Source organism: Gordonia sp. DT30 (genome assembly GCF_049844915.1).
GTDB lineage: Bacteria > Actinomycetota > Actinomycetes > Mycobacteriales > Mycobacteriaceae > Gordonia.
Window position 1 is genome coordinate 172,666 of sequence record NZ_JBNCLY010000006.1, and the last position, 24,925, is coordinate 197,590.

The 24,925-nt window shown below is 68.5% G+C and carries 18 protein-coding genes and 2 tRNA genes; 15 read left to right on the forward strand and 5 right to left on the reverse strand.

The genetic code is table 11. The features are described 5' to 3' along the window. The first annotated feature begins 17 nt into the window (after window positions 1-17). The 8 genes from ACLQ3C_RS08525 (at window position 18) to ACLQ3C_RS08560 (ending at window position 12,500) form a co-directional block, all read left to right on the forward strand. The gene (locus tag ACLQ3C_RS08525; RefSeq protein ID WP_425704611.1) at window positions 18-3,602 is read left to right on the forward strand and encodes an ATP-dependent helicase; all 3,585 of its coding nucleotides are present in this window, start codon (window positions 18-20) and stop codon (window positions 3,600-3,602) included. Continuing rightward, window positions 3,595-7,038, forward strand: coding sequence for an ATP-dependent helicase (locus tag ACLQ3C_RS08530; RefSeq protein WP_425704612.1), 3,444 nt, complete (start codon window positions 3,595-3,597; stop codon window positions 7,036-7,038). Before ACLQ3C_RS08525 ends, ACLQ3C_RS08530 begins: the two co-directional genes overlap by 8 nt. A 53-nt stretch (window positions 7,039-7,091) precedes the next feature. Further along, entirely contained in the window at window positions 7,092-8,162 is a 1,071-nt protein-coding gene (locus ACLQ3C_RS08535) for a potassium channel family protein (protein ID WP_425704613.1), read from the forward strand. A 1-nt stretch (window position 8,163) separates the two neighbouring features. Further along, window positions 8,164-9,105, forward strand: coding sequence for an NAD(+) diphosphatase (nudC, locus tag ACLQ3C_RS08540; protein ID WP_425704614.1), 942 nt, complete (start codon window positions 8,164-8,166; stop codon window positions 9,103-9,105). 57 nt (window positions 9,106-9,162) lie between these two features. Next, entirely contained in the window at window positions 9,163-9,435 is a 273-nt protein-coding gene (locus tag ACLQ3C_RS08545) for a mycoredoxin (protein ID WP_425704615.1), read from the forward strand. 115 nt (window positions 9,436-9,550) lie between these two features. Then, entirely contained in the window at window positions 9,551-11,653 is a 2,103-nt protein-coding gene (locus ACLQ3C_RS08550) for an ATP-dependent DNA helicase UvrD2 (protein WP_425704662.1), read from the forward strand. A gap of 135 nt (window positions 11,654-11,788) precedes the next feature. Further along, on the forward strand, window positions 11,789-12,031 hold the full coding sequence (locus ACLQ3C_RS08555; protein ID WP_425704616.1) for a hypothetical protein: 243 nt from the start codon (window positions 11,789-11,791) through the stop codon (window positions 12,029-12,031). Between the two features lie 151 nt (window positions 12,032-12,182). Continuing rightward, window positions 12,183-12,500 (forward strand): WhiB family transcriptional regulator, encoded by a 318-nt coding sequence (locus ACLQ3C_RS08560; RefSeq protein WP_425704617.1) that lies wholly within the window; start codon window positions 12,183-12,185, stop codon window positions 12,498-12,500. Window positions 12,501-12,604: 104 nt separating this feature from the next. On the opposite strand, the gene ACLQ3C_RS08565 is transcribed toward ACLQ3C_RS08560, so the two are convergent. From ACLQ3C_RS08565 to ACLQ3C_RS08575, 3 genes are all read right to left on the reverse strand, one after another. After that, complete coding sequence (locus ACLQ3C_RS08565; protein WP_425704618.1) at window positions 12,605-13,918, reverse strand: ABC1 kinase family protein; 1,314 nt, start codon at window positions 13,916-13,918, stop codon at window positions 12,605-12,607. Window positions 13,919-13,935: 17 nt separating this feature from the next. After that, window positions 13,936-14,910, reverse strand: coding sequence for a hypothetical protein (locus ACLQ3C_RS08570; RefSeq protein ID WP_425704619.1), 975 nt, complete (start codon window positions 14,908-14,910; stop codon window positions 13,936-13,938). A 74-nt stretch (window positions 14,911-14,984) separates the two neighbouring features. Then, window positions 14,985-16,448 carry a zinc-dependent metalloprotease gene (locus ACLQ3C_RS08575; RefSeq protein ID WP_425704620.1) on the reverse strand — a complete coding sequence of 488 codons (1,464 nt, stop codon included), beginning with the start codon at window positions 16,446-16,448 and terminating at the stop codon, window positions 14,985-14,987. 108 nt (window positions 16,449-16,556) lie between these two features. On the opposite strand from ACLQ3C_RS08575, the gene ACLQ3C_RS08580 reads away from it, so the two are divergent. Next, window positions 16,557-17,606, forward strand: a complete 1,050-nt coding sequence (locus ACLQ3C_RS08580; RefSeq protein ID WP_425704621.1) for a YlbL family protein — start codon at window positions 16,557-16,559, stop codon at window positions 17,604-17,606. Window positions 17,607-17,623: 17 nt separating this feature from the next. On the opposite strand, the gene ACLQ3C_RS08585 is transcribed toward ACLQ3C_RS08580, so the two are convergent. Further along, entirely contained in the window at window positions 17,624-18,151 is a 528-nt protein-coding gene (locus ACLQ3C_RS08585) for a PPA1309 family protein (protein ID WP_425704622.1), read from the reverse strand. A gap of 219 nt (window positions 18,152-18,370) precedes the next feature. Here ACLQ3C_RS08585 and ACLQ3C_RS08590 point away from each other — a divergent pair, with 219 nt between their 5' ends. Together ACLQ3C_RS08590 and ACLQ3C_RS08595 are read left to right on the forward strand one after the other, a co-directional pair. Next, window positions 18,371-21,364, forward strand: coding sequence for a UPF0182 family protein (locus ACLQ3C_RS08590; RefSeq protein ID WP_425704623.1), 2,994 nt, complete (start codon window positions 18,371-18,373; stop codon window positions 21,362-21,364). 110 nt (window positions 21,365-21,474) lie between these two features. Next, window positions 21,475-21,551 (forward strand) — tRNA-Met (locus ACLQ3C_RS08595). Window positions 21,552-21,613: 62 nt separating this feature from the next. On the opposite strand, the gene ACLQ3C_RS08600 is transcribed toward ACLQ3C_RS08595, so the two are convergent. Beyond that, entirely contained in the window at window positions 21,614-21,916 is a 303-nt protein-coding gene (locus ACLQ3C_RS08600) for a hypothetical protein (RefSeq protein ID WP_425704624.1), read from the reverse strand. Between the two features lie 84 nt (window positions 21,917-22,000). Between ACLQ3C_RS08600 and ACLQ3C_RS08605 the strand changes: the two genes are divergently transcribed. From ACLQ3C_RS08605 to ACLQ3C_RS08620, 4 genes are all read left to right on the forward strand, one after another. After that, a tRNA-Met gene (locus ACLQ3C_RS08605) sits at window positions 22,001-22,077 on the forward strand. Window positions 22,078-22,218: 141 nt separating this feature from the next. Next, entirely contained in the window at window positions 22,219-23,877 is a 1,659-nt protein-coding gene (locus tag ACLQ3C_RS08610; RefSeq protein ID WP_425704663.1) for a phospho-sugar mutase, read from the forward strand. A gap of 291 nt (window positions 23,878-24,168) precedes the next feature. Continuing rightward, the gene (locus ACLQ3C_RS08615; RefSeq protein WP_425704625.1) at window positions 24,169-24,498 is read left to right on the forward strand and encodes a histone-like nucleoid-structuring protein Lsr2; all 330 of its coding nucleotides are present in this window, start codon (window positions 24,169-24,171) and stop codon (window positions 24,496-24,498) included. Between the two features lie 35 nt (window positions 24,499-24,533). Next, the gene (locus ACLQ3C_RS08620) at window positions 24,534-24,797 is read left to right on the forward strand and encodes a DUF2630 family protein (protein WP_425704626.1); all 264 of its coding nucleotides are present in this window, start codon (window positions 24,534-24,536) and stop codon (window positions 24,795-24,797) included. Window positions 24,798-24,925 lie beyond the last annotated feature (128 nt).

Genomic DNA, 24,925 nt, shown 5'->3' on the forward strand with positions numbered 1-24,925 from the left:
CGTGCTTGCATGGACCCATGGCTCGCGAGCGTCTCTCGACCCCGGCGGCGCCGGCGTCCCCGAAGCGGGGCGCGGCGTCGTCGGCGCGGGCACGTTCGGGGCCCGACCACCCGCCGAAGCGTTCGGGGACCGCGCTGCGCGCACATCTGGTGGGTGCCGGCGGCGGCGCGCTCCACCCGCGTGAGTGGCCGGTAGCCGTGCAGCGTGTCATCGACGCCCACGGCCCTGCCGAGGACGCGTCGGCGCAACCGTGGCGGCCCTTTCGCGTGCACGGTGGTCCCGGGTCGGGCAAGACCGCTGTCGTCGTCGACGCGGCCGTCGCGCGGCTCACGCGGCCGGGAACCGATCCGGAATCGGTCCTCGTCCTCGCCGCCGATCGGCGTGCCGCGGTGGCGCTGCGCGAGGAGATCACCCGTCGCGTGCTGGCCGGTGCGTCCGACGGCCCGGTCCTGGGCGGGGCATTGCGTGAACCGCTGGTGCGGACGGTGCATTCGTACGCGTTCGCGATCCTGCGTCTGCAGGCGCAGGCGCACGGCAATCTGCCGCCGCGGCTGATCACCGGCTCCGAGCAGGATGTGGTGCTGCGCGAGTTGCTCGCCGGTGATCTCGAGGACGGTGCGCACTACTGGCCGGCGCACCTGCGGCCGGCGTTGGGTACCGACGGATTCGCGCAGGCACTGCGGGACCTGATGATGCGCGCAGCCGAACGCGGCGTCGGCCCGGAAGAACTGGCCGCGCTGGGCAAACGCCATCGACGTCCCGAATGGGTCGCCGCCGCGCACGCCTTCGCCCAGTACGAACAGAACGTCCTGCTGCGTGGAGCGGTCGGTTCGCAGACGCCGGGTGCCTCGGCACCGGCCGTCGACGCCGCCGAACTCGTCGGATCGGCATTGTCGGCGTTTGCCACCGATCCCGACCTCCTCGCCGGCCAGCGGCGCCGCATCCGCCACCTGATCGTCGACGACGCCCAGCACCTCGATCCGCAGGCCGCGCAGTTGGTGCGGCTGGTGGGCACCGGGACCGACTCGACGATCATCGCCGCCGACACCGACCAGTCGATCTACGGATTCCGTGGCGCCAGTCCACGTTTCGCCGATTCGCTGGCGCCGTCGGGTGGGGAGCGAGACATTGTGCTGCGCACCGACTTTCGTCATCACCGGCAGATCGCGGTCCTCGGCCGGGCGCTGGCTGCCCGGCTGCCCGGCGCACGGCCGCACCGATTCCCGGTGGTGCCCGACGACGACCCCACTCCGCCCGGCGGCGCATCGGTACGCGTGTACAGCTCCGCGGCGAAAGAGGCGACGGCGGTGGCCGATCTGCTGCGCCGGGCACATCTCTTCGAGGGGGTGCCGTGGTCGCAGATGGCGGTCATCGTGCGGTCGGCGCACCTCGCACTGCCCGCGCTGCGCCGCGCGTTCCGGTCGGCCGGGGTGCCGCTGACCACCCCGACCACCGATCTGCCGTTGCACCGGCAACGCTCGGTCGCCGCACTGATGGTGGTGCTGCGTGCGGTGGCCGCACGCGAGTGGGCCGCACGCGAGGGGGCCGCACGTGCGGGGGCCGATCCCGGCCCCGATGACCTCTCGCCTGATGACTTCTCCGCCGAGGACACGCTGGCCGTCCTCACCGGACCGGTCGGAATGGCCGATCCCGGTTCGATGCGCCGCCTGCGGCGCGGAATCCGGCGCTGTGATGAGAAGGCCGGTGCCGAGCGGGCCGGGCGCGACTCGCTCACCTCCCTGCGGCTGGCCCTGTGCGATCCGGGCCTCGGCGCGGAGTATCTGCGGGCGCTGACCGAACACGAGGCCGCGCCCTTGGCCCGCGTGCTCGACGTCATCGGCGCCGGCGCGGCGGCACATCGCGCCGGGCGCAGCGTCGAGGAGATCCTCTGGGCCGCATGGCAGGCGACCGGACTGGAACGGCGCTGGGCGGGTTCGGCGATCCGCGGTGGGCCGGCCGGTGAACAGGCCGATCGCGACCTCGATGCCATGATGGCGATGTTCGAGTCGGCGGCGAACTTCTCCGACACCTTGCCGTCCGGCGGCCCGGGCGGATTCGTGCACTACCTGTCGCAGTTGCAGATCCCTCGTGACAGCCGGACGCCGGCTGCGGTGGCCGACTCGGTGTCGGTGCTCTCCGCGCACGCGGCGGCCGGTCGCGAGTGGGAGGTCGTCGCGGTCGCCGGTGTGCTCGACGGTCTGTGGCCGTCGCTGCGCAGCCGCGGAAGTGTGCTCGGCACAGCACAATTGGTGGACCTGCTGGATGGAATGGATCCGGCGGCGATAGACAAGGTGTCCCGGGGCGCCGGCGCGCTCGCCGACGAACGCCGGCTGCTGCTGGTCGCATGCACCCGCGCGCGCCGGCGGTTGCTGGTGACCGCCGTCGAGGACGGCGGGGGCGAGTCGTCGCCGTCACGCTTTGTCGCCGAGATCTCCGACGCACTGCGAATCGACGCGCGGCGGGCCCAGCAGCGACCCGACCCGGACACCCGCGGCCCGGACACCCGCGACCCGGAGACACTCGACACCGAGCCCGACACCGATCTGCCCATCGATCCCGGCGTCGAGCGGGTGCTGTCGCTGCCGTCGCTGGTGGCGACCCTGCGTGCGGCCGTCGTCGCCGGCGCGGACCAGCCGGACGAGCGCACCCGCGCGGCTGCCGAACTGCTTGCGCAACTGGCCGATTCGGATATTCCGGGTGCGCATCCGCGGGAGTGGTTCGGGCTGGCGCAGCCGAGCACCGACGAGCCGCTGTGGACGCGGGACGCCGGACCGGTGGTGCTCTCACCGTCCAATGTCGATCAGCTGTCGCGGTGCTCGCTGCGGTGGATGCTCGAACGCGCCGGTGGCCGCGACGGTGACGGCACCCCGGCCCTGACCGGAACGCTCGTACACACCCTCGTCCAGGCCGTCGCCGGCGAGATCGAGTCCGCCGAGGTGACCGCCGCGCTCCGCGAGATCTGGGACCGGGTGGACACCGGCGCCGCCTGGTATTCGGCGCGCGAACTCGAACGGGCCGAGGCGATGCTCACCAATTTCCGTGACTGGCTGAAGATCTCGCGCGACGATCTCACCTCGGTGGGTGTCGAGTCCGTCATCGACGCGACCATCCCCCCCGCAGTCGAGTCCGACGAACCGGCGACCGGCGCGCCGGCCGCGGACGGCTCAGATCTGCCGGTGCGACTACGCGGCCGGGTGGACCGGCTCGAACGCGATGCTGCGGGACGGCCGGTGGTCGTCGACGTCAAGACGGCCAAATCCGCGATCACCAAGGCCGACGCCGCCGACCACGCGCAACTCGCCGCGTATCAGGTCGCCATCGCGCACGGCGGGGCGCGCGAATTCCCCGGTCCCGAGGTACAACCCGGTGGCGGCCGGCTGGTGTACGTGTCGGCGGCGCACCGCTCGACCGGGGCCACCGAACGCGAACAACCGCCGCTGACACCAGAGTTGCTCGACGAGTGGCGCGAGCTGGTTCGTCGGGCCGCACGATCGGGTATCGGGCCGGTCTTCGAGGCGACCATCAATCCGGGCTGTGCGCACTGCGCACTGGCGACCAGTTGTCCGGCGCAGCTGCGCGGAAAGGCGGTCACCGATGACTGAGGGCACCCGCGTCGACTCGCCCACCGCCGCGCGCCCAAGGGTTTCGGCGGCCTCCCTGGCCGCGGCGCTGGGATTGCCCCCGCCGACTCCCGAGCAGGTAGAGGTCATCGAGGCGCCCACCGAACCGCTGCTGGTGGTGGCGGGCGCGGGAGCGGGCAAGACCGAGACGATGGCCTCGCGCGTGGTGTGGCTGGTGGCCAACGGCATCATCGGGCCCGATGAGATCCTGGGGCTGACCTTCACCCGCAAGGCCGCCAGCGAGCTCGGCGCCCGCATCCGGCGGCGGCTGTCGATGCTGGCCGGGTCGCCGGCCCTGGTCAACTGGGATCCCGATGGTTCGCTCGCGGCGCGTCTGGGTGCGGGCGATCCCGAGGTGAGCACCTATCACGCCTATGCCGGACGGCTCATCGCCGACTACGGGCTGCTGCTGCCCGTGGAACCGCACGCGACGCTGATGTCGGAGACAGAACTGTGGCAGATGGCCTTCGGCGTCGTCTCGTCCTGGACGGGGCCGCTGACGACCGCCAAGGTGCCCGCGAGCGTCACCGAGGCGGTGCTGCGGTTGTTCGGTGAGATGTCGGAGCATCTGGTCGACCTCGACGCCCTCACCACGTGGGGGGATGAGCTGTACCGCATGGTCGACGACCTTCCCAAGGCCCCGCGGCAGCGGGGTGGACCCAATGCCGCGTTGCGCACCGTCCAGGAGGTGATCGACGAACGCCGCGAACTCCTGCCGTTGGTGGCGGCCCTGATGCGCACCATGGCCGAGCAGGCGGTCCTCGACTTCGGCAGCCAGATGTCACTTGCCGCACGTCTCGTGGCCGCCAACCCGGAAGTGGTTGCCGCCCAACGTCAATCGTTTCGTGCGGTGTTGCTCGACGAATACCAGGACACCGGGCATTCGCAGCGGGTCCTGCTCTCGGCGTTGTTCGGTGGTCGCCCCGGTCCTGCGGCGAATCCGGTCGCGGTCACCGCGGTCGGCGACCCGATCCAGTCGATCTACGGCTGGCGCGGAGCCTCGGCGGCCAATCTGCCGCGGTTCGCCACCGACTTCCCGCGCGCCGACGGGTCACCCGCCCACCGGCGTGAGCTGCTGACGAGCTGGCGCAATCCGGTACAGACCCTGCGCCTGGCGAACGAGGCGTCCGAGGAACTGCGCCGCCGTGGGGTTCCGGTCAGTGTGCTGCGCCCACGACCCGACGCCGATACCGGCAGCGTGACGGTCGCGCTGACCGAGACCGTCCTCGACGAGCGGGCCTGGCTCGCCGACCAGATCGCCGCGCGCTATCACGATGTCGACGGGGCGGGGCCGCCGACCGTCGCGGTCCTGGTGCGGCGCAACGAGGATTCGGCACCGATCGCCGCCGAACTCGAGAGCCGCGGAATCCCCACGGAGGTGGTCGGCATCGGCGGACTGCTGCACGTACCGGAGATCATCGACGTCGTCGCCACGCTGAGGTTGATGGCCGATCCGATGGCAGGCACCGCGGCGATGCGGCTGCTGACCGGCGCGCGCTGGCAGCTCGGCGCGCGCGACCTCGCGGCGCTGTGGCGCCGTGCCACCGACCTCGCGGCCGGTCAGATCGCCGCCGGCGGGGTGGTGACGTCGCGCGCCGAGCTCGACGACGCCCTCGACGCGGTGCTGCCCACCGAGGTGGTCGATCGCGCCGGGATCGCCGACGCCGTGGTCGATCCCGGCGATCCGGCGGCCTACAGCCCCGAGGGATACGCCCGCATCCGTGCCTTCGGGGCGCAACTGGAGTCGTTGCGCCGCCGGATGGGTCAGCCGCTGCCCGAGCTCGTCGCCGACGTGGAGAACACCATCGGGGTGGCGATCGAGGCGCAGATCCGGGCCCGCCGGATGCGCGGGGCGATCACCGGTCGCGAGCACCTCGACGCCTTCGCCGACTACGTCACGCGCTACGCCGACCGCCCCGGGGCGAATCTGCCCGGCCTGCTGGCATTCCTCGACACGGCCGAGACCATCGAGAAGGGACTCGAACCCGGCCGGGTAGAGGTCGCCGAGGCGCGGGTACAGATCCTCACCGTGCACGCCGCGAAGGGACTCGAGTGGGATGTGGTGGCCATTCCGCACCTGTGTCAGGGCATCTTCCCGTCGGCCAAGGGGGAGACGACGTGGATGCGCAGCGCCCGTGAACTGCCCGGGCCGTTGCGCGGCGACCTCGCCGACCCCGAACCGCGCGGCCCACAGGCCGCGAAGCTCGCGGCCGCCCGGCCCGCCGGTGCCGGCGACGGCTTCCCGGTGCTCGACCTGAGCCGGGTCGGTGACCGCAAGGAACTCGAGGACGCCCTGACCGAGCACAAGGAGGCGATCGGGCAACGCCGGCTCGAAGAGGACCGCCGGTTGCTGTACGTCGCGATCACCCGTGCCCGCCACGATCTGCTGGTGTCGGCGCATCACTGGTCGGAGACCGGTGACAAGCCCCGTGGCGGGTCGCCGTTCTTCGACGAACTGCTCGCCATCGTCACCGACACCCTCGAGAACGGAACTGCCACGCAGTCAGCGGGTTTGGCGGTTGACGTGCGCACCGCCGATCCGCCCGACGGCGCATCGAACCCGCTGGCCGAGGTCGCTGCCGTGCGCGAGTGGCCGGGCGATCGGCTCGGTGCGCGACGCGACGCGGTGCAGGCCGCCGCGGACCTGGTGCTCGACGAACTGCGGCACCGAGGGGCGCCGGTGCTGTTCGCCGACCCGGCCGCGGCCACCGAGCACGCCGGTCACGCCCATGACGATGACGCCGACCCCGCCGACGAGATCGCGGCGTGGCGCGCCGAGGTGGCGGTGCTGCTCGCCGAACACGGGCGCGGCAACCAGGCGGAGGTCGACGTCGAGTTACCCGCACATCTGTCGGTCAGCCAGCTCGTCGACCTCGACACCGACGAGCGGGAGTTCGCGCGCCGGCTGCGCCGCCCGACGCCCTACCGGCCCAATCCGATCGCCCGGCGCGGCACCGCATTTCACGCGTGGGTGGAGCGGTGGTTCGGGGCCACCCGCCTGCTCGACATCGACGAGCTGCCCGGCGCCGCCGACGAGAGCGCGCCGTCGGACGCCGATCTCGACGCGCTGCGCGAGGCATTTCTGGCATCGCCGTGGGCCGCGCGCAGCCCCAGCGAGGTCGAGGTGCCCTTCGAGACCGTCATCGGTGAGACGGTCATCCGCGGGCGGATCGACGCGGTGTTCGCCCAACCCGACGGGTCGTGGGTGGTGGTGGACTGGAAGACCGGCGCCGAGCCGGCCGCCGACAGTTCGTCGGTGTTCATCCAGCTCGCGGCCTACCGGATCGCGTGGGCGCAGCTCGCCGGCGTCGAGTTGGAGCGGGTGTCGGCCGCATTCCACTACGTCCGGACCGGGCGCACATTGGCGCCGGCCGAGCTCCCGGATGCCGCGGCACTCGCGGCTCTGCTGGCCAGATGAGCTAGATTCCACACTGTGACATCAGGGGCCCGGTCCACGCGCGGAGGCGAGCGATGAGGACGCGCGGATTCCGCCGCCGATTTCGCGGAGAGGACCTCTCCGAGGGGCCCGACTATGCGTTGGTCGGTGTCGTTCGTATCCCGGAGTTGCAACAGAGCCCGGCGCGCGCCATCGGAAAGCGGGTGGTCTTCGCCATCTTCGCGCTGTTCTTCACCGCGGTGCTGGTCTATCTCGACCGCAGCGGCTATCGCGACGTACAGGACAACGCCCTGTCGTTCCTCGATGCCCTCTACTATTCGGCGGTGACGCTGTCGACGACCGGCTACGGCGACATCACGCCGCTGTCGCCGTCGGCGCGACTGCTCAATCTGCTCCTCGTGACCCCGTTGCGTGTGCTGTTTCTGATCGTGTTGATCGGAACGACCCTCGAGGTGCTCACCGAACGGTCGCGTCAGGCACTCAAGATCCAGCGTTGGAGGAACAGCTTGCGCAATCACTCTGTGGTCATCGGCTACGGCACCAAGGGCCGCACCGCGGTCGACGCGATGATCGGTGACGGCATCAAACCCGCCGACATCGTCATCGTCGATGCCGATCCGACAGTGCTCGAGGCCGCCGAATCCGACGGGCTGGTCACGGTGCGTGGCGACGCCACCAAATCCGACGTGCTAAGGCTGGCCGGGGTGGCACACGCGGCGAGCATCGTGGTCGCCACCAACCGCGACGACACCGCGGTGCTCGCGACACTCACCGCGCGCGAACTCAATCCGCGCGCAAAGATCGTCGCCTCGATCCGGGAATCGGAGAACACCCATCTGATGCGCCAGTCCGGTGCCAACTCCGTGGTCGTCTCCTCGGAGACGGCCGGACGACTACTGGGTATCGCGACGATGACGCCGTCGGTGGTGGAGGTGATCGAGGATCTGCTCACCCCCGACGCCGGATATGCGATCGCCGAACGTGAGGTGGACCCGACCGAGACCGGCGGCTCCCCGTCACACACCCGCGACATCGTGCTCGGGGTCGTGCGCAACGGAGTGCTGCACCGGGTCGACGACAGCGTCGTCGAACAGATCGAGGCCGGCGACCGGCTGCTGTACGTCCGCAAGGGACCGTCCGACTGATATGGGTGCCTTCGTCTTCGACCAACCGCCGCTGCTGACCCAGGGCACCTTCGACCGCGCCGACGAGGTTCGCGACGATCCCGATCGCATGCGTTCGGGCTGGCCCAGCGCGAAGGTCCTGCAGATAGATCCGGCCGGACGATACCCGGTGACCGGGGAGCATGGCCTCGCGTGGCGGCCCGCGACCGAGATCGCCGACGAGCCGCCGGAGGACGCGGTCTTCCTCGCCCACATCGACACCGATCTCTGGGCGTTGCGCGTCGACGCGCTCGACGGCCGCACCGCCGATGCGCGCCGCGGCGCGGCCCGGCTCTCCGCCGATGAGGCCGGGCTGCTCGCCACCGCACTCGGAGTGCTGAATTGGCATGAGCGGGCGCGCTTCTCGCCGGTGGACGGTCGGCCGATGCGACCGGCGCGCGGCGGGTGGGTGCGGCGCCACGTCGACTCTGGTGCCGACGAGTTCCCGCGTACCGATCCGGCCATCATCACCGTCGTGCATGACGGTGCCGACCGGATCCTGCTCGGACGCCAGGCGGTGTGGCCGCAACGCTGGTACTCCACGCTCGCCGGCTTCGTCGAACCCGGGGAATCGTTGGAGCAGTGCGTGATCCGCGAGGTGCACGAAGAAGTCGGCATCACCGTGACCGGGCCGCAATACCTGGGCAGCCAGCCATGGCCGTTCCCGCGGTCGTTGATGCTCGGCTTCACCGCGCTCGGCGACCCGGACGAACCGCTGCGGTTCCTCGACGGCGAGATCGGTGACGCGCAATGGTTCCACCGCGACGAGATACTCGAGGCGCTCGCGAGCGGCGACGAATGGCAACGAGGCGACCCCGATCCGCACGACCCCGATCCGCGTGCGCCCGGGCCGCGTCTGCTGCTGCCGGGAACCATCTCGATCGCACACGCCCTGATCACCGGCTGGGCGCACGCCCCCGCGTAGGCCCGATGGAACACCCCGTCATGGAACACCGCACCGGTCGATGCTGTTACCCCACCCATGAGTGACGCATCCGCGAACGAGACGAACCCAGCCGACCAGCTGACCATGTACACGACGAGTTGGTGCGGCTTCTGCGCACGACTGAAGACCGGTCTGCGCAGCGCTGGAATCGGGTGGGACGAGATCGACATCGAGACGAATCCAGAGGCCGCAGAGTTCGTCGGCAGCGTCAACGGCGGCAACCACGTGGTTCCCACCGTGCGCTATGCCGACGGCACCACCGCCACCAATCCGAGCATCGCCGACGTCCGGTCGAAGCTCGGCGTCTGACGTCGGCCGCGCAGCCGCGGACCGCGCCGCACTGTGGAGCGCGGCGACGCCGATGTCATAGGCGGCTGACATAGTGGAACGCGTGCCGCAACGTTCTGCCCGATCCGCTCTCGAGGTGTCGGACGCCCCGCCGCACCACCGTGGCGGCGTCCTCGACGGCCTCGATCCCGAGCAGCGTGAGGCGGTGCTCGCGCCACGCGGCCCGGTGTGCGTGCTCGCCGGCGCCGGCACCGGTAAAACCCGCACCATCACCCGCCGGATCGCGCACCTCATCGATACCGGGCAGGTCAATCCGTCGCAGGTGCTGGCGGTCACCTTCACCGCCCGGGCGGCGGGGGAGATGCGTACCCGCTTGCGGTCGTTGGGAATCGGCGTGTCCGGGCCGTCGGTATCGGCGCAGACCTTCCACGCCGCGTCACTGCGGCAGTTGCGGTTCTTCTGGCCGCGGGTGTTCGGCAACGCGTCCTGGGAACTGCTGGACAACAAGTTCCCGCTGATGGCCCGCGCCGCCCGCCGATCCGGGCTGAGTACGTCCACCGACACCGTGCGCGACCTGCTCTCGGAGATCGAATGGGCCAAGGCCTCGCTCATCGGCGCCGAAGGTTATGTGCAGGCGGCAGAGCAGCTGATGCGCGAGACGCCGACGGCGCCGGAAAAGGTCGCGGAGGTGTATGCGGCCTACGAGGACTCGAAGGTGTCCCCAGAAGGCGACCGGCTCCTCGACTTCGACGACCTGCTCATCTACATGACGGAGATGATTCGCGTCGAACCCGCTGTGGCCGAAGAGTTCCGGTCCCGGTACCGCTGTTTCGTCGTCGACGAGTACCAGGATGTCACGCCGGTCCAGCAGGGCCTGCTCGACGCGTGGCTCGGTGAGCGCGACGATCTGACCGTCGTCGGCGACGCCAACCAGACGATCTACACCTTCACCGGCGCCAAGGCCGACCATCTGCTCGACTTTCCGCGGCGCTTCCCCGAGGCCACCCTGGTGCGGCTGGTCCGCGACTACCGGTCGACCCCGCAGGTGGTCGGCCTGGCCAACCGGGTCATCGGGGCCGCGCACGGACGCATCGCAGGCACGAGACTCGAACTCGTCGGCCAGCGGCCGGCGGGCCCACAACCCCGCTTCGTCGACTACCCCGACGAGCCGGCCGAGGCGGCCGCCGTCGCCAAGCGGATCAAGCGGCTGATCAACGATGGCGTGGCGCCGTCGGAGATCGCGATCCTCTATCGCGTGAACGCGCAGTCGGAGAACCACGAGCAGGCGCTCACCGAGGAGGGCATCGCCTATCAGGTACGCGGCGGTGAGGCATTCTTCACACGCACCGAGGTACGACAGGCCATGCGCCGGCTCGAGGCGGTGGCCGAGCGCGGGCTGCGCGAGGACGTCGACGTTCCGACCGCGGTCACCGCGGTGCTGCGTGAACTCGGTCTCGACGACGAGGAGCCGTCGGGTGCGCAGGCCAAGGCGCGGTGGCAATCGTTGCGTGCCCTGGTCGATCTGGCGCACGACATGGTCACCGAGACCCCGGATCTGACGCTGACGCAGTTGGTCGGCGAGTTGCGCACCCGGTCGCAGTCCCGGCACCCACCGACGGTGCAGGGGGTGACCCTGTCGTCGCTGCACGCGGCCAAGGGCCTCGAATGGGACGCGGTCTTCCTGGTCGGACTCACCGACGGATCGTTGCCGATCAGCCAGGCCATCAAGGGATCGCCCGAAGCGATCGAAGAGGAGCGGCGTCTGTTCTACGTCGGCATCACCAGGGCCCGCGAACATCTGCAGATATCCTGGGCCGCGGCACGCAACGAGGGTGGCCGATCCCGTCGGCGGTCGCGCTTCCTGTCGGGACTCATCCCGGACGATTCACCGGCCGCACGCGTGGCCCCCCAGCGCACCCCGCGACGCGGCCCGACCTGCCGGGTCTGCGGGTCGCGGCTCATCGACTCGACCGCGACACTGCTCGGCCGATGCGCCACCTGCCCGTCCGATCTCGACGAAGATCTGCTGGTCGCGTTGAAGGAGTGGCGACGCGAACGCGCCGACACCAAGAAGGTGCCTGCGTTCGTCGTGTTCTCCGACAAGACGCTGCTGGCCATCGCCGAGCAGCGCCCCACCGATCCGGCCGGTTTGGTGTCGATCTCGGGGATCGGGGCCGCCAAACTCGACGAGTACGGCGCCGACGTCATCGAGCTCGTCAAAAACGCAGGTCAAAAATAGGTTGTGCGATTCCGGCGGCCGCATTTAGGCTGTTATACGCATCAGCACGGGGATAGCATCTGCATGGGACGGTCGAGTGCCGCCACGGCAACGGCTGTCGACCGTAAGCACGTGAGACCAGAAAGGAGCGGATCAGTGAACGGAATCATTCTCGGCGCCGACAAGTCGGCAGCAGTGATCGGCAGCGGCATGACCATGTGCTCGCAGCCCGTCGCCCGTCGTGACCGCTTCTGGCCGGACGCGAGCGCCCATGCCGCCGCTCATCACGCCGCCGCGCCGGCGCAGCCCGCCGGCCGACCGGCTCGGGCACTGACGGCAGTAGCCGCAGCACGAGCCGACAAGCGGTTCCCCGTGCATCACCACCGATTCAGACGCTGACCGCGTCGGAACGACGGCCACGGGCGAATCGCGCAAGCGAACCCGTGGCCTTTTCTGGTTGACCACCCACCCGTCGCATCGACGCGGGACAGGGATCCACCGGGGGCTCGGGTCGAGAACATCCGAAATCCGAGTAGAGGTGGAGACAACAATGACGACCGAGTGCGTTCTCGAATCCTGTATGTCCGCCGATCGCATCGACGCGGTCGGCGTTGCGCCCGTCCCGGCCGCGGGGCAGGCCGAATTGCCCTGCCAGCTCGCCGACGCCGATCTGTGGTTCGCCGAGGATCCCCGTGACCTCGAGCGCGCCAAGGTGATGTGCGCCGACTGCCCGTTGCGGCAGGCCTGCCTGAGGGCGGCGATCGAACGCGGTGAGCCGTGGGGCGTATGGGGCGGCGAGATCTTCGAGCGCGGTGCCGTGGTGGCACGCAAGCGGCCGCGTGGCCGTCCGCGCAAGAATGCCGCCTGAGCGAACCGGCCGTTCCCGTCACGAAAGTGGCTCGGGGACGGCCGGTTTCGTCATCAGACCGACCGGCCATCGCGTCGCAGCCGACGCACCCCACTCGCTTCGGTTCAGGCCAGGCCCGGTACCCATTTCTCCATGATCGACCGATACGGCGCCTCGGCGTCGAGTTGCGCGGCGATGCCCACACAGCCGGCGAGAACCCGGAAGACCATCACGTACTGCTTGGGCACATTGAGGTGGCGCGACGTCTTGTACACGTCACCGCGCACATCGGTCGCATGACCGGCGGCGCGCTGCAACCACTTTCGGCTGAAATGGAAGGACTCGGTGTAGAGCGGGTCGACATAGGGCCGCAAATACGCCTGCAGGTCGGTCGGGCTGACCTTGTCCACCTGAGAGCGCAGGATGAATCCCGCAGCGACCAGGTGCTCTTTGAGTTCGTCGTACTGCTTGTCGCGCGCGAGGCGCAGGATCGGACCCGTCTCGGGTGGTAGACCGTTCGGGTAGTGGCCGACGGCACCGAAGTCCAATGCGCCGAACCGTCCGTCGTCGGTGATGAAGAAATTGCCCGGGTGTGGATCGCCGTGCAGCAATCCGACGCGGAACGGTGAGGAGACCTCGAACTCCGACATGAGCGCGGCCGCACGATCGCGCGTGGCCTTGTCGCCGGTGGTGATGACCTTCGACAGCGGCGTACCCACGAGCCACTCGGAGACGATGACCTTCGGTGAGCTCGCCACGACCCTGGGGACCACGAACTTCGGGTCGTCGGCGAAGGCCTTCGCGAACGCGCGCTGGTTGTCGGCCTCGCCGAGGTAGTCCAGTTCTGCCTCGGTGCGATCGATGAGTTCGTCCATCATCGATTTGACGTCGGTGCCGGGGGAGAGCTTCTGGATCAGGCTCGACATGCGCGAGAGGGTCTTCAGGTCGGCCTTGAGGGCGTGATCGGCTCCCGGGTACTGGATCTTGACCGCGACGTCGCGGCCGTCGGACCACACCGCCCGGTGTACCTGGCCGATACTCGCGGCGGCGGCCGGCTCGTCGGAGAACTCCCGGAAACGGGAACGCCACGTGGTGCCGAGCTGCTGGTCGAGGACCCGATGTACCTTCGGCGCCGACAGCGGCGGCGCCTCGGCCTGCAGCTTGGTGAGAGCTTCCCGGAACGGCTCCCCGAGCTCGTCGGGGATGGCCGCCTCCATGATGGACATGGCCTGGCCGACCTTCATGGCCCCGCCCTTGAGTTCACCGAGAACTGCGAACAACTGGTCGGCGGCCTTCTCCAGCAGCTCTTGGTTGATCTCGTCCTTGTCCCGGCCGGCCATCCGCTTGCCGAACCCGGCAGCGGCGCGTCCGGCCATGCCGATGGGCAGCGAGACGAGTTTGGCGTTACGGCGACCTTGCCCCCGTGTGATGTCGGTCATGGCTTCCTTTCGCCTCCTCAGGATAGAGGACGGGCAGGCGGGTGCCCGGGCCGCGCCTGCTGCGGCACCGTGACCTCGTGGCATCCGCAGAGCGGATGCGGCAACCAGGTCGTGCTCTCGAGACGCGACGGCTGCGGGCGGAGTTCGAGAACCCGGTTCACCAAATGCGGAGGCCCGACGGTGCCGTCCTCGGCCAAGGCGTCGGCCAGGTGCTCGACCTGGTCATGGGTGAGAGCGGCAGTGGCCCGGGCGATCGAGGTGGACGCGTGGCCGGTGGCTCCGACGAGTTGGGCGGCCAGCACCGGCCACGCCGAATCCCGATCGGCACGGTGCCGGTCGGCGCAATCGAGACAACTCGAGAGGCCGGGCAGCACGAGCGGCCCGATGAGACCGGCTCCGTCGCGCAGCCGCACCTGCAGATGGGGTGTGCGTGTCCGCATCAACCGTTCGACCATCCACGGTTCGTGGACGAGATGGTCGGCCAGTATGACGAGATTGGGTATGGCCAAAGGCGATACGGCAGCCGCATTCGCCGGCACCATCGGCCGGCGCGCGCTGCGCGTGACGCCGAACCCGGCGTCGGTCAACGACGACATCAGCAGGGCGGTGAGCGGGCCGGTGCCGTGTACCCGGATCCGCAGGGTCGAGGTCCGGGAGCCCGGAGCCGGGCGTAGCGCCTTCCCGGCGGCGACGAGCCGGTCGAGGATGGTGTCGAGATCGGCACGGGTCAGTCCGGTGTCGACGAGGTCGGAGAAGATCTCGGTTCGGGTTCGCGGTGTACGCAGAGAACCGAGCAATGCTGCCACCGCACGACCGGATACCCGAGCCGGCAGTTCGAGTACGAGTGCAGTGTGCGGGTCCGCCCCGATGTGTATCCGATTGTCCGGACGGATCAGCACGGCCGTGCCATCGACGAGGACGGGAAGTGCGGTGCCGGCGGGCACGGACGCCCGCCGCGAAGGGGGATACGGTGTCGCGGCCGCCGCTGTCATGCGATCACCTTGCCATCGACCGGCGTCGATCGGCCGCCGCCGACGCAGTTATCCACAGGCAGGGACCGACTTGCTCAGCGGGTCGCCGGACCGCCCTCGTCGTCGCCCTTGTCGGGGCCGGCCGGGTCATCGGTGGGGTCGGTGGCATCGGTATCGGTGGCATCGGCATCGGCGGCCAGGGACCTCTCGAGTTCGGCGATCGCCGAGTCGAGCTCCGAGGTGCCGCCGCCGATCATCCGATCGATGAACGATGCCGGGGCGTCGAGATCATTTCCGTCGGGAAGCAGATCGGGGTGCTCCCAGACCTTGTCGCGGGTGGCGACATCGGAGGCCTGCAACAGCGACAGCCACAGCGCCGAGGACTCACGCAGCTTGCGGGGCCGCAGTTCCAGACCGACGAAGGTCGCAAAGGTCTGTTCGGCCGGCCCGCCGCTGGCACGGCGGCGGCGCATCGTCTCGGTCAATGCCGCCGTACTCGGGATTCGATCGGAAAGTGCTTGGGTGACAACATTTTCCACCCAGCCTTCGATGAGGGCGAGCAACGTTTCGAGGCGCTCGAGGGCGGCTTTCTGCTCGGGCGTGGTGGTCGGCTCGAAGGACGCCGAGGAGCTGATCAGTTCCTCGAGTTTCGACGGGTCGGAGAACAGCTCGGTGGGATCGATCCCGGCGGTGGCGTCGGTGATGCCGGAGAAGTCGACACTGATCCCGCGCGCATACTCCTCGACGGTGGCGAGCAGCCGCTGGCGCAGCCACGGCACGTGGGTGAACAGCCGCACGTGCGCTGCCTCCCGGGCGGCGAGGAACACGATGATCTCCTGCGCGGGCAGATCCAGTCCGTCGGCGAAGGTGGCGATGGCCTCGGGCAGCAGTACCCCGACGCCCTCGGGAGCGAGTGGCAGGCCGATGTCGGTGGAGGTCAGGACCTCCTTGGCCAGCTGGCCGAGACCCTGTCCGAGCTGGGTCCCGAAGGCCATACCGCTCATCTGGGTCATCATGCCCATCATCGGGCCGGCGAACTGCGCGGCCTCGGGTGGCAGATTCTGCTCCCAGGTCTTCGCAAGTTGTGCGGCAACCGGATTGCACAGTCCCTTCCACGTGGGCATCGTCTCGTCGAGCCACTGCACCGGCGTCCACGCGATCGGTTTGCTGATGCCCGCGGGCAGGGTGGTGACGTCGTCGAGCCACACCTCGGCGAGACGGACCGCGTCGGCCACCGCCGCGGTCTCCTTGCCGAGGACCGGGGTGAAGTTGCCGATCTGCTGGCGAGCCAGCTTCGCGGCGAGGTCATAGTTCACCGGGCCGCCGGCGGCGGGGCCCGACATCGACGACCCCATCCCGCTGAACATGTTGCCCAGCTGACTGAACATCTGGCCCAGCGCCGAGGGATCGAGTCCGGCGGACGGGTCGAAGCCCTCGCCGCCGAGCGCGAAGCCGAACGGATTCTGCGAGCCGCCTGCGCCACCCTTACCGGCGCCGGTGTCCTCGTCCTTGCCGTCGTCATCACCGGAAGACGAGAAACCGAAGGGCAAATCAGTCATGTCTCCACGGTACCGTCAGCGAGGCGCGCCCACCCCCTCGACGATTTCGCCTTGAGCGTAGGCCGCACCGGGCGATTTCCTGTCGGGCGATGTCCTAGGGTGGTCGGAATGAAGGGGACCTCCTCACGCCGCGTTCTGACCGTGGCAGTCACCGTGCTGGTCCTGCTGGTGCTCGTCGTCGTGGGCACCACGGTGCAGGTGCCCTTCGTGGCGCTGGGCCCGGGCCCGACCGTGAACACCCTGGGCAACATCGAACTCGACAATCGCGAGCTGCCCGTCGTCGACATCAGCGGCGCCCCCACCCAGCACACCGACGGTCACCTCAACCTGACGACGGTCTCGGTGACCGACGGGTTGTCGCTGTTCCAGGCGATCGGGATGTGGATGTCGGGAACCTATTCGGTGCAGCCACGCGAGACCGTGTTTCCGCCGAACCAGTCCACCGAGGAGACCCAGCAGCAAAACGTCGAGGATATGAGCAACTCCGAGAGCACCGCGCAGGCGGCGGCGCTGCGGTATCTCAATCGGCCCACCGAGCTCGTGGCCGAACTGGTGGCCAAGGACGGACCGGCCGCGTCGGTGCTGAAGTCCGGCGACGTGATCGTGCGGGTCGGCGGCACCGCGGTGGCCACCTCCGAGGACCTGCAGAAGGTGGTGCGGGCGCACAAGCCGGGCGACGAGATCCCCTTCGAGATCCGACGCGACGGCATCACCCGGATGGTGGCGATCAAGGCGGCTGCGCGGCCGGGCGAACGGTCCGTCGCCTACATCGGCGTCACCCCCGAGGTGCGCAACGCCGATCCGAACCTGAAGATCACCTTCAACGTCGGTGACATCGGCGGCCCGTCGGCCGGCTTGATGCTGACGCTGGCCGTGATCGATCGCCTCGGAACCACGCAGTTGACCCATGGCAAGTTCATCGCCGGTACCGGCACCATTGCCGACGACGGCGAGGTCGGGCCCATCGGTGGCATCACCCACAAGACCCGGGCCGCACGCGACGCCGGTGCGACGGTGTTCCTCGTGCCCGACCAGAACTGCACCGAGGCGGCTTCCGATGCGCCGGACGGACTGACGCTGGTCAAGGTGGAGTCGCTGACGTCCGCGCTCGATGCGCTCGGCGCCATCGGCGCAGGCAAGCCGGCACCCCACTGCTGAGAGCGGCTCGCCGGAGCTCAGTCCTCGAGTGCGGCGCTCAGGGCGTCCTGCAGATCCGACGCGAGGTCGGGGTGGGTGCGCAACTCCCGGGCCTCGTCCGGATTCTCGGGGACCAGCTCGAGCAGCGCCAGGCGCGGCCCGCCGCGCAGCGCGCCGACCGCGAGCCGGGCCGCACGGCGCTCGGGTTGCTGCTCGGGCGGCAGGTCCGGTTGTGAGCCCGGCGGCAGCACCACGATGTCGAGGACCACTGCGGCGCCGACCACCGACTCCGGCCACGATGCGGTCGCCAGGAACTCCTCGAGCGCGGCATACGGTTCGGTGCCGGGCCCACGGCCGGACCCGGGTAGCGCTTCCTCGGCGAGCAGGCTCAGCACCGAGTCGTCGTCGGGTGCCACGAGCTCGGGATGCATCTGTGCCAGCACAGGTGTCGGGACCAGGGCGAACACCGTGGGCGTCTGATCGGGTCCGTCGGGGACGAGGAAGTCGAGAGCCTCGCGCAGCGTGCGGCCGAGATCGTCGGGGGAGTAGCGATTGGCGTGCGGCATCGTTGTTCATCATGCCCGGCCGTCGGGCGGGGACCGCAGGCGAGTGGTCGGGAACTCGGCGACCGCCCGCCTGCGTTGGTGCCTTGACGGGGTTGCCCCGGCGCCGGTGATGGCGTCGGTGCGCCGCAGTGCCCAGTACAGTGGGGCCACGTCGCCTGCGGCCGCGAACGAGCGGTCGCAGGCGCATGTCCGAATTGAGAACTTTGGAGAGTGGGACAGGTGGGCGTACGCGGGCCGGCAGGATTGCCGACACTGTCGCGCAGGAGCAAGATCATCATCGGCATCGCGGTGGCGTTGCTGGTCATCTTGCTGGTCGGGCCACGGATCGTCGGTCTGATCACCGACTGGTTGTGGTTTTCCGACCTCGGATATTCCGAGGTGTTCTCCACGATCTTGTGGACGCGCATCCTGCTGTTCCTGATCGTCGGCGTGATCGTCGGCGCGATCATCTACGGCGCGATCGCGCTGGCCTATCGATCCCGGCCGGTGTTTGTCCCCGCATCCGGTCCGGGCGACCCACTCGCGCGTTACCGGGCCGCGGTGATGGGGCGTATCCGCTGGTTTGCGATCGTTCCGCCGGTCCTCGTCGGCGTGATCTCCGGGCTGGTCGCCCAGGGATCGTGGGCCACCGTGCAGACCTTCTTGCACAGCACCGACTTCGGGGTGACCGACCCGCAGTTCGGCCTCGACATCTCCTTCTATGCGTTCCGGTTGCCGTTCGTCACATTCATCCTCAACTTCCTCTTCGTCGTCGTCGTCATCGCGTTCGTGGGGAGTTTGATCACCCACTACATCTTCGGTGGCATCCGGCTCGGCGGGGGTAGCGGTTCGCTGACGAACTCGGCCCGTATCCAACTGGCCGCGCTGGCCGGGATCTTCTTGTTGCTCAAGGCGACCGCCTACTGGTTCGACCGGTACAGCCTGCTCTCGAGCGATCGTAAACAGGAGATCTTCTCCGGTGCCAGCTACACCGACATCAATGCGGTACTGCCCTCGAAGCTGATCCTGATGGCGATCGCGATCATCTGCGCGCTGGCGTTCTTCGCCGGTGTGGTGCTCAAGGATCTGCGGATCCCGGCGATCGCCACTGTGCTGATGCTCTTGGCCGCGCTGGTCATGGGTGTGGGCTGGCCGCTGACGATGGAGCAGTTCTCGGTCAAGCCCAATGCCGCGCAGAAGGAATCGGAGTACATCAAACGCAACATCGCGGCGACGACGCAGGCGTACGGCATCGTCGCCGACCGCAACGTGGACTACCAGACCGACTGGGGTGCCACGGCGCCGAGCGCGGAGGCGGTGAACTCCGACGAGCCGACGCTGTCGAATATCCGCATCCTCGACCCGAACGTCATCGGACCCACGTTCAATCAGCGCCAGTTCCTGAAGAACTTCTACGGATTCCCCTCGCAACTGGCGATCGACCGATACAAGGTCGACGGCCAAGAGCGCGACTACATCGTCGCGGTGCGCGAACTCGATCCCACCAAATATGGTGATCAGCAGCAGAACTGGCTCAACAAGCACACCGTCTACACCCACGGCAACGGGTTCGTCGCCGCACCGGCCAATCAGGTCGACGAGGCCTCCGGTGACGCCACGTCGGGCAGTGACCGTGGCGGCCTGCCCGTCTTCAACGTCAGCGACCTGCAGACCATCCGCAACCCCGACTACCAGAAGACCGCGCCGATCAAGGTGACCCAGCCGCGGATCTACTTCGGTGAGTTGATCGCCAATGTCTCGCCCGACTATTCGATCGTCGGCGGCACCGGTGGCCCCCGCGAATACGACGAGGACGGCCGTCAATACACCTACACCGCCGACTCCGGTGTGTCGCTGAGCAATTGGTTCACGCGCGCGATGTATGCGGTGAAGTACACCGACCGCAACTTCCTGCTCTCCGATGCCATCAACAGCAATTCACGAATCCTCTACAACCGGGATCCGCGCGACCGCGTCAAGCAGGTTGCGCCGTGGCTGACCGTCGATTCCAAGGCATATCCCGCGGTGATGGCCGACGGATCGATCAAATGGATCGTCGACGGGTACACCACCCTCGACAACTACCCGTATTCGCAGCGCACCTCACTGCAGGATGCGACGACCGACGCGCAGGATCTGATCAACAATCAGGCGCAGCGCAGTCAGGCGAACAAACAGATCTCCTATGTCCGCAACTCGGTGAAGGCGACCGTCGACGCCTATACCGGCAAGGTCACGCTCTATCAGTTCGACAAGAATGATCCGGTCCTCAAGACCTGGATGAAGGTGTTCCCGGGGACGGTGCAACCGCGGTCGGAATTCGACAAGAAGACCGATCTCGCCGCGCACGTCCGCTACCCCGAGGACCTGTTCAAGATCCAGCGTGAGCTGCTCGCGAAGTATCACGTGACCGATCCGACGGCGTTCTTCCAGAACAACAACTTCTGGTCGGTGCCCCCGGACCCGAGCAACGAGGACAACGCCAGCCGTCAGCTGAATCAGCCGCCGTACTACTTCACCGCGCGCAATCCGCGCGAGAGCAGCGGCACCGATTCGCAGTTCCAGTTGACGACGGTGTACACCGGCTTCCGCGAAAAGAACCTCGCCGCCTATATGACGGTGTCGTCGGATCCCGGCAGCTACGGGCAGATCACGGTGAAGGTGCTGCCGGCCGACCGGCAGTCCGGCGTCGGCCCGCAGCAGGCCCAGGACAACATGAACAACTACGGCGCCGTGCTCGGTGACCGAAAACAGTTGGAGGGCACCACCCGGGTCACCTACGGCAACCTGTTGACGCTGCCGGTCGGCGGCGGCGGCATCCTCTACGTCCAGCCGCTGTACACGCAGACCAACAACGGTGGTGGCGTGCCCAAGCTGCACCGGGTGTTGATGTACTACAACGCCGCGGCGGGCAACCCGAAGGTCGGCTATGCCGCCACGACGGCCGAGGCGCTGGCACAGATCGGGATCAGTCCGGCCGACGCGACGTCGCCGCTCAACGGCGAACCCAGCGCCCCGCAGGCGGGCGCCGATCAACCGGCGCCGGCTCCGCAGCCGAATCAGCCGTCCACACCGAGCAATCCGCAGCGCGACGCGGCCGTGAATGCGATCGGTGACGCGCTCAACAAGCTCAAGCAGGCGCAGTCCAATGGCGACTTCGGCGCCTACGGGCAGGCGCTCGATCAGCTCAACAAGGCGGTTCAGCAGTACCAGGCCGCCGGCGGTGGTAGCTGACGTCCTGAGCTCGAATGTGGTTGGGGCCACACGGGTTTGCGACCTGCAGGAGCGGTGCGGAAGCCGATTTGCATCCGCGACGAACCACCCTGTAACGTGGTGTTCACCAACGCGGGGTGGAGCAGCTCGGTAGCTCGCTGGGCTCATAACCCAGAGGTCGCAGGTTCAAATCCTGTCCCCGCTACCAACGCCATTCAGGCCCGGAACCTTCATCAAGGTCCCGGGCCTGAATGCTATGTCCCTATGTCCCTATGTCCCACCTATGTCCCGACCGGCGGGATCGGTGTGCCCTGGTGGTGCAGGAGTTGCCAGGAGCCGCCGTCGCGCACCCACGGCGAGGAGCGGGCGGCGCGGGCACCCGCGCGACTGTTCGGACAGCTGATCGTCGCGGATCCGGGCGATGAAGACTTCCATGTCGCGGTAGTCGTCGCCGGTCGCGGGATCGAGGTAGTTGGTGACGATGTCGCCGTTGTCGGACATCGCGATGACGAGCATGTCCAGGTCTACGTCGGGCACGGGCTCCTCCTCGGGCACGGGCTCCTCCTCGGTCATGCGCTTCTCTGTCCAGACGCTACGAGGTCCGACGAGGGGTGGCATCGTCTCACCCTTCGGCGACCGGTATGCTGGGTGTCGCAACGCGGGGTGGAGCAGCTCGGTAGCTCGCTGGGCTCATAACCCAGAGGTCGCAGGTTCAAATCCTGTCCCCGCTACCACGGAGGTTCGGCCCCCGATCGCATCAGCGGTCGGGGGCCGAACCGCTTTCTCGCCGTGTCGGGCGAGCGGTCTCCCGCTTGGTACCTTCGGGTCGACGCGAATGACCGGAAGGCTGAGAAGTGAGTGTGGGGATCGACGCGGTGATCGACCGGGCGACGGCCTGGCTCGAGCACGACCCCGATGACGCGACCCGCACCGAACTCGCCGACCTCGTCGTCGCCGCGCGTTCGGGTGATGCGGCGGCCCGTGCCGACCTCGACTCACGATTCGCCGGACCCCTGGAGTTCGGCACGGCCGGGTTGCGTGGGCGCGTCGGTGCGGGCGTATCCCGGATGAACGTCGCCGTCGTCGTTCGCGCCACCGCCGGACTTGCGGGCCATCTCCGCGACACGGTCGGCGCCGATGCCACTGTGGTCGTGGGTTGCGATGCGCGCCATGGCTCTTCGGCCTTCATGGATGCGGCTCTCGAGGTTCTCTCCGGTGCCGGACTGCGTGCGATCGCCCTGCCCAGGCAACTCCCCACACCGGTCACCGCCTACGCCGTGCGTGCGCTCGACGCCGATGCCGGAATCATGATCACCGCGTCGCACAATCCGGCCGCCGACAACGGCTACAAGGTGTATCTCGGTGGCCGGGCCACCGATGCCGACGGCGCGGGCGTGCAGATCGTGCCGCCCACCGACGCGCAGATCGCCGCCCGGATCGCGGCCGCCCCACCGGCCGACGCGATTGCGCGCAGCACCGAGCACATTGCGAAGGCCGACGCGTCGGTCGTCGACGGTTACATCGCCCGGATGGCCGGGCACCGGCGTTCGCGGATGCCGTCCACCGTGCGCGTCGTGCTGACCCCGATGCATGGAGTCGGCGGCACGACCGCGCTGCGGGTGCTGGCGGCCGCCGGCATCCCCGACGTCCACCCGGTCACCGCCCAGTTCCGGCCGGACCCCGACTTTCCCACCGTGGCGTTCCCGAACCCCGAGGAGCCGGGCGCCCTCGACCTCGCCATAGCGCGAGCGCGCGAGATCGGCGCCGACGTCGTCGTCGCGCTCGACCCCGACGCCGACCGCTGCTCGGTGGCCACCGTCGGCCGCGACGGCGACTGGCGTCAACTGTCCGGCGACGAGATCGGTGCGCTGCTCGGTGAACAGGCCGCCGCCGACGACTCACGTCCCGGCGAGACTCTGGCGTGCTCGATCGTGTCGAGCCGGCTCCTGGGCAGCATCGCCGCGGCGCACGGCCTGCGTTTCGCGCAGACGCTCACCGGATTCAAGTGGATCGCGCGCACGCCCGGTCTGCGGTACGGCTACGAGGAGGCGATCGGCTACTGCACCGACCCGGATGCCGTGCGCGACAAAGACGGCATCGGTGCCGCGGTGCGGATCATCAGTTTGGTCGAAGAACTCGCCGCGGCCGACCAGACCCTTCAGGACCAGCTCGATCAGCTGGCTCGGACACATGGGCTACACGCAACGGCGACACTGGTTTTCCGCGTCGACGATCCCGAATCGATCGCCGACGCGATGGCTCTGCTGCGCTCGGCACCGATCGCGGCATTCGCCGGATCGCCGGTCGTCGAGTCCCGAGATCTCGAGGACGGCGGCGCGGGCCTGCAGCCGACCGACGGACTGCTCTACCGCACCGCGGCCGACGACCGCGTCATCGTCCGACCATCCGGCACCGAGCCGAAACTCAAGTGCTACCTCGAGGTCATCATGCGCGGCGAGGACGTCCCGCACGCGGCCGCCGCCGAACGCATCACTGCCCTCACGGCCGACGTGACGGCGCTGCTCGGCCTGTGACAGACGCCCTTTGGGCAACGCCGGGTGAGTTGCTCGGTATCGTCGGAAACGCGGTCGGCGACCCGGTGCGCGCTGTCGGTGTCATGGCGAGCGCTGTCGGCGTTGCGTAGATTGTCGCGGCTGTCCCATATTTGTGGACCGCGAAGAATCCTCAATAGATAGACGGTTGTCAACTATTTATTGATGTTCGAGCCGAATGATGGAAATGGCGCCCCGGATAGGGGAAGTAAATGCACGGCGATGCTATCGTTCGATTGCATTCACACTGACAGTTCTATGAGGGGGCTCGCAATGGCACGCCGAACCGTTGTCGCATACGTCGATGATCTTGACGGAAAAGAGTTGAAGGATGCGGTTACGATCACCTTCAGCGTCGACAACAAAACCTATGAATTCGATACCTCGCCGGCACATGCCAAGCAATTCCGGGAGGATCTCGATAAATACGTCACTGCCTCACGTTCGGCGGGAACCCGCCGGTCGCGCACGGCACGCGGATCCCGCTCGTCGTCGCGCGACCTGAAAGCGGTGCGCGAATGGGCCCGCGAAAGCGGATATGAGGTCAGCGATCGCGGACGTATCGCCAGCGAGATCATCGAGGCATACGACGCCGCTAAGTGAGCAGCTGAGTTCACTTCGCGGGTACGGTCGAGGGTATGGCCGACGAGATTCGCAATAGCGACAAGTCCATCCGGGACCACATCATCGAGCTGATCGGCGAAGAGCACGAGTTGCGCGGGCAACTCGGGCAAGGGGAGATCAGCAAGAGTGCCGAGCACACCCGACTGCGTGAACTCGAGGTGTCCCTCGACCAGTGCTGGGACCTGCTCCGGCAGCGACAGGCCCGGCGGCATGCCGGACAAGATCCCGACGACGCGTCGGCCCGGCCCGCCGATGTGGTCGAGAACTATCTGGAATGACAGCTGCCGGGGTGACACCTTTCTGGGGTGACACCTTTCTGGGGTGACACCCTTTCTGGGGTGACACCGTCGCCGATCCGGACGAAGTCCGGGCAATCGCTGCCTGCGCTGATTACGCTCGAACCCGC